We start from the raw sequence: 4,649 nt of genomic DNA on the forward strand, positions 1-4,649 counted from the left end.
CCCCCGACGCTCCCACGAGCATGACCAGGCCGCCCGCCCCCGCCACGGCCCGGAGCTGGGCGACGAGCGCGTCCGTGCTCCGCTGCCGGCCGAAGAACCACCGGGCGTCCTCCCTGCGGTACGAGGCCAGCCCCCGGTACGGGCACACCCCGCCGGGCGGCGCGGGCGGGACCTCGGCGTCCGGCCGCTCCTGCTCCGCGGAGTCCGGGTCGCGCTCGCCGACCGGCCCGGCCACCGCCGCCTCCCACAGCCGCTGCCACTGACCGAGGTCGTACAGGCCCGGGGAGACCGGCGTGGGCCGCGCGCGCCGCGCCTCGGGGATCAGCACGTGCAGCACCGCCGCGAGGGCGGTGAACTGAGCGGGTACGTTCCGTGCCCGGCGCCAGTCGCTGATGCGCTGCGCGGACACCCGGACGGGACGCCCGCGTTCGTCGACCCGCTGGAGCCGGACGACCGCTTCGGACACCCGTTTGAGGGGAGGGTTCCCGGCTTCCTTGTAGAGCAGTGCGAGGCGCTCCGCTAAGGCGTTACGTGCCCCGGAGTCGGAACCCAAGGTCTGCACTCCTCAACTCCCCGCGTCTGGACGTCCGGACCGGAAAACTCACTCTATATGCCTGACCTGCGGTAATACCGTCCCCCCGGAACCGGAGACTCCTCGTCGGTGGCCGGAACTGGCAGGATCCGGACGCAGCAGCGCACTCATCCGGTCAACCTCCAGCGAAGTCGGGCGACGTTGACCCCACGGTTCGGCACCGGTCCCCACGAGGGGAGGGACTGGTGCCGGACGACGTGGTGATCCTCCCCAGCGGACCGCGCTCTCCAACCCTGGATTACTGACGATGCGTCAGCTATGGTCGCCGTGCCGTTGCCAAGCAGGCCTGCGTACCGCTTCCGGAGCGACGTACAGGGGTGAGCACAGTGGAGACACGTCCCGAGAGCCCGAGCCCGCAGGGCGCCCCGCGCTGGGTGGCGATGTACTACCGGCCGGCCGAGCGGACCTGGCGGTCAGCCGCGGAGTCGCCCCACCGCTCACCGGTGCTGCACGCCCTGGGCGAGATGACACAGACGCTGCGCGCGCGGGGGGACGAGGTGACCTTCGCCCTGTGGGGACCGAAGGACGGCGCCTGGCACCGCTTCGACACACCCCCGCAGTCCGACACACCCCTGCAGCAGGCGACCACACCCCGGCCGACCCCCGAAGCCCCTGCCGCCGGACCGAACGGACCGACCGTACTGGCGGAACGCATGACCGGCCGCCGCCACCAGGTCCTCATGTCGGGGCTGAGCAAGGCGGGCCTCTACGACCTCTCCCCCGAGGACGACGCGACCGTCCAGGCCCTCGCCGAACGCCTCGACGAGGCCGCCGTACGCCGGGTCGCCCACTGGCTCGCGGCGGCCGGCGCGCGGTAGGGCGGGCCGGTTCGGCCGGCCTCGCGCTGGGCAGTCAACACCTCGGGTCCACCGGCTTCCGGTATCGGCTGGTGGGGGGATGAGGGGGGAACGGAAATGAAGGGGCACAAGGTCTCTGTGGACCGCGAGCTCTGCTACGGGTCCGCCGAGTGCGTCCACAGGGCCCCGGCGGTCTTCGCGTTCGTCGACGGATTCGGTGCCGTCCGCCCGGGCCACGAAGAGGCGGGCGACGCCCCGGAGGTCCTGGAGGCGGCGGAGAAGTGCCCCAGCCAGGCCATCAGCATCGCGGTCACCGACGCACCCTCCTCACCGGACCGTCCGTAGCGAGGGCCGATGCCGGTACCGAGCCTGCTCGCGGTCTTCGCCCACCCCGACGACGAGTCCCTGGTGGCGGGCGGCACCCTCGCCCGGCACGCGGCGGCGGGCGCCCGCACGGCGGTCGTCACGGCCACCTGGGCGCCGGGCACCCCGCGCGCCGCGGAACTGGCCGACGCGCTCCACATCCTCGGCGCAGGCCGGCCACGTCTGCTGGGCTACGCCGACTCCCGCGTCCCGCGGTCCGCCCCGGGCAGCCCGCGCCTGTGCGACGCCCCGCTCGACGAGGCGGTGGGCGCCCTGGTCGCCCAGATCCGGGACTTCCGCCCGGACATCGTCGTCACCCACGACGCCTACGGCGGCCTGACCGGCCACGAGGACCACGTACACACCCACCGCGTGACCCTGCCGGCGGTCCACGCCGCCGGACTCGAACGCCTCTACCCGGACGCCGGTGAGCCCTGGCAGCCGAGCGCGCTGTACCTGTCCACGCACCCGCACTCCGCCGTCCGGGCGTGGGGCGGCCATCTGGCCCCCACCGGCAAGACGATGCGCACGGTCCCGGACGACCGGGTCACGACGACCGTCGACGTCACCGGCTGGCTGGACCGGAAAATCGCCGCCGTGCTGGCGCACCGCACGGAGGTGGAACGGGGAGCCGCCCCGGGCCTGATCGCCGCGCTGCCGGCGATCGAGCGGGAGCGGTTGCTCGGTACGGAGTGGTACATCCGCCATGGCCTTGCCGCGCGGGCAGCGAGGGAGACGGAGCTCAAGCCATAGGGGGGTGATCAGCTCACATCAGTGCCCGGCCCGGAAAGTCCACGGAAGACCGGCCAGCGCCCGGGCCCTGGCCTCCACGACCGCCATCCGGGCAGCGCGCTCGGCCCGGTTCACATGGGCCGTCTGCCCGGTCACCTGCCCCTCCCACTTCCGGTACAGCAGGCCCACCTCGCCCGAGAACCACCCGCGGCTCACGGCGTTCAGTGCGAGCAGCAGCCCCGTGTCCTCCGACGCGGGCAGCGCCATCCAGCCGCCGAGGGCGAGCAACAGCTCCCGTCGCACGAACAGCGAGGCCGGATGGACCGGTGCGAGGAAGCCGTTGGCCTTCCAGTGCTCGAAGACGGTCCCGCGCTCGATCGGCCCGGGGTCGGGGTCGCCCGGGAAACCGGCCGTCGACCCGTCGGGCATGAGGTCCAGCACGCGCGACGTCGCCCACCCGAGCCCGCTGTCGGACTCCAGCGCCGCCAGATCCCGCGCGAGCGTGCCCGGTGTCAGCTGGTCGTCGGCGTCCAGGACCTTCACGTACGCACCCTCGGCGTGCGCCAGCGCGATGGTCCGAGCGACACCAGGGCCCCCGGCCCGGCCCTGCCGGAAGGTCACCCGCTCGTCGTCGGGCACGTACGGCCGTACGTCCGCGCTCTCCCCGTCCTCCTGGATGACCCAGTGCCACTCCCAGCCCTCCGGCAGCCACTGCTCGCGCAGCGACTTGTGGGCCTCGGGCAGGAAGCGGGCCGACGGGCCGTGCACAGCGGTGACGACGACGATGCGCCCGCTCACGCCCGCACTCACCACCTCTCACTCACCCACGCACACGAAAGGGGGCCGCCGAGCACGCTCGACAGCCCCTCTCACCCGCGGTACTTCAGCTCTGCGGAGGCGGTGGGATTTGAACCCACGGTGACATCGCTGCCACGACGGTTTTCAAGACCGTTCCCTTCGGCCGCTCGGGCACGCCTCCCCGCGCCGGCCGTGATCGGCGGCGCGGGGACAAGGGTAACGGGTCGGTGCGCGCGGCCGCTGGTCAGTTGTCGCCGACGCGCGAGCCCAGGGTCACGTCGACCGTGTCCTGCTTGCCGTCGCGCTCGTAGGTGATCGTGACCTTGTCGCCGGGCTTGTGGGTCCAGATCTCGCCGATGAGCGTGGGGCCGGAGTCGATCACCCGGTCGTCGAGCTTGGTGATGACGTCGCCGGGCTTGAGGCCGGCCTTGGCGGCCGGGCCGCCGGGCTCGACCGGTGCGGCGGCGCCGCCCGCGCCCTCCTTGGAGATCTGCGCGCCGCCCGAGGACTCCTCCAGGGAGACGGATGCGCCGATCTTCGCGTACACCGGCTTGCCGGTCTTGATCAGCTCCTGGGCGACGTACTCGGCCTGGTTGATCGGAATGGCGAAGCCCAGGCCTATCGAACCGGACTGCCCGGTGCCGAAGCCGCCGTTGCCGGTGGACTGGATCGCGGAGTTGATGCCGATGACGTTGCCCTGCGCGTCCAGCAGCGGCCCGCCCGAGTTGCCCGGGTTGATCGAGGCGTCGGTCTGCAGGGCGCTCATGTACGACGCCTGGCTGCCGCTGCCGTCGCTGGAGGCGACCGGGCGGTTCTTGGCGCTGATGATGCCCGTCGTCACCGTGTCGGACAGGCCGAAGGGGGCGCCGATCGCGATGGTCGCGTCGCCGACCGCCACCTTGTCCGAGTCGCCGAGGGTGAGCGGCTTCAGGTCCGACGGGGCGTTCTTGAGCTTGATGACCGCCACGTCGTAGCCCTGCGCGTGCCCGACCACCTGGGCGTCGTACTTCTTGCCGCTCGGGAACGTCGCGGTGAGTTTGCCGCCGTCCACCGCGCCGGCCACGACGTGGTTGTTGGTGACGATGTGGCCCTGCTTGTCGAAGACGAAGCCCGTGCCGGTGCCGCCCTCGCCGCTGTTGCTCTCGGCCTCGATCGTGACCGTGCTCGGCAGCGCCCTGGCGGCCACGCCCGCGACCGTGCCCGGGTCGCGCTTGACGTCGCCGCCGCTGCTGGAGGCGGACACCGTCGTCGAGCCGCTGTTGTCGTCGTTGTTCTTCGCCAGCGTGTAACCGAGACCGCCGCCCAGGCCGCCCGCGACCAGCGCGGCCACCAGGAGCGCGGCGACCAGACCACCGCGGCCACGGCCG

General features: G+C 72.8%; 6 protein-coding genes and 1 tRNA gene. 3 read left to right on the forward strand and 4 right to left on the reverse strand.

Translation table 11 applies throughout. The features are described 5' to 3' along the window. A partial coding sequence (locus tag CCL05_RS34915) for an nSTAND1 domain-containing NTPase (RefSeq protein ID WP_483025082.1) occupies nt 1-562 on the reverse strand: 562 nt, incomplete at its 3' end. 356 nt (nt 563-918) lie between these two features. Here CCL05_RS34915 and CCL05_RS34920 point away from each other — a divergent pair. The 3 genes from CCL05_RS34920 (at nt 919) to CCL05_RS34930 (ending at nt 2,505) form a co-directional block, all read left to right on the forward strand. Continuing rightward, nucleotides 919-1,410 (forward strand): hypothetical protein, encoded by a 492-nt coding sequence (locus tag CCL05_RS34920; RefSeq protein WP_244204503.1) that lies wholly within the window; start codon nt 919-921, stop codon nt 1,408-1,410. Nucleotides 1,411-1,506: 96 nt separating this feature from the next. Next, a complete protein-coding gene (locus CCL05_RS34925) occupies nt 1,507-1,734 on the forward strand; it encodes a ferredoxin (protein ID WP_086564661.1) in 228 nt (75 codons plus the stop codon). Nucleotides 1,735-1,743: 9 nt separating this feature from the next. Next, nucleotides 1,744-2,505, forward strand: coding sequence for a PIG-L deacetylase family protein (locus CCL05_RS34930; RefSeq protein ID WP_086564662.1), 762 nt, complete (start codon nt 1,744-1,746; stop codon nt 2,503-2,505). Between the two features lie 18 nt (nt 2,506-2,523). Here the strand turns inward: CCL05_RS34930 and CCL05_RS34935 are convergent, their stop codons facing one another. From CCL05_RS34935 to CCL05_RS34945, 3 genes are all read right to left on the reverse strand, one after another. After that, a complete protein-coding gene (locus tag CCL05_RS34935) occupies nt 2,524-3,282 on the reverse strand; it encodes a glycosyltransferase family 2 protein (protein ID WP_086564663.1) in 759 nt (252 codons plus the stop codon). Nucleotides 3,283-3,376: 94 nt separating this feature from the next. Beyond that, nucleotides 3,377-3,463: transfer RNA gene (locus tag CCL05_RS34940), tRNA-Ser, on the reverse strand. A gap of 63 nt (nt 3,464-3,526) precedes the next feature. After that, a partial coding sequence (locus CCL05_RS34945) for a S1C family serine protease (protein WP_244204504.1) occupies nt 3,527-4,649 on the reverse strand: 1,123 nt, incomplete at its 5' end.

This window comes from Streptomyces africanus, from assembly GCF_002150735.1.
GTDB classification, from domain to species: domain Bacteria; phylum Actinomycetota; class Actinomycetes; order Streptomycetales; family Streptomycetaceae; genus Streptomyces; species Streptomyces africanus.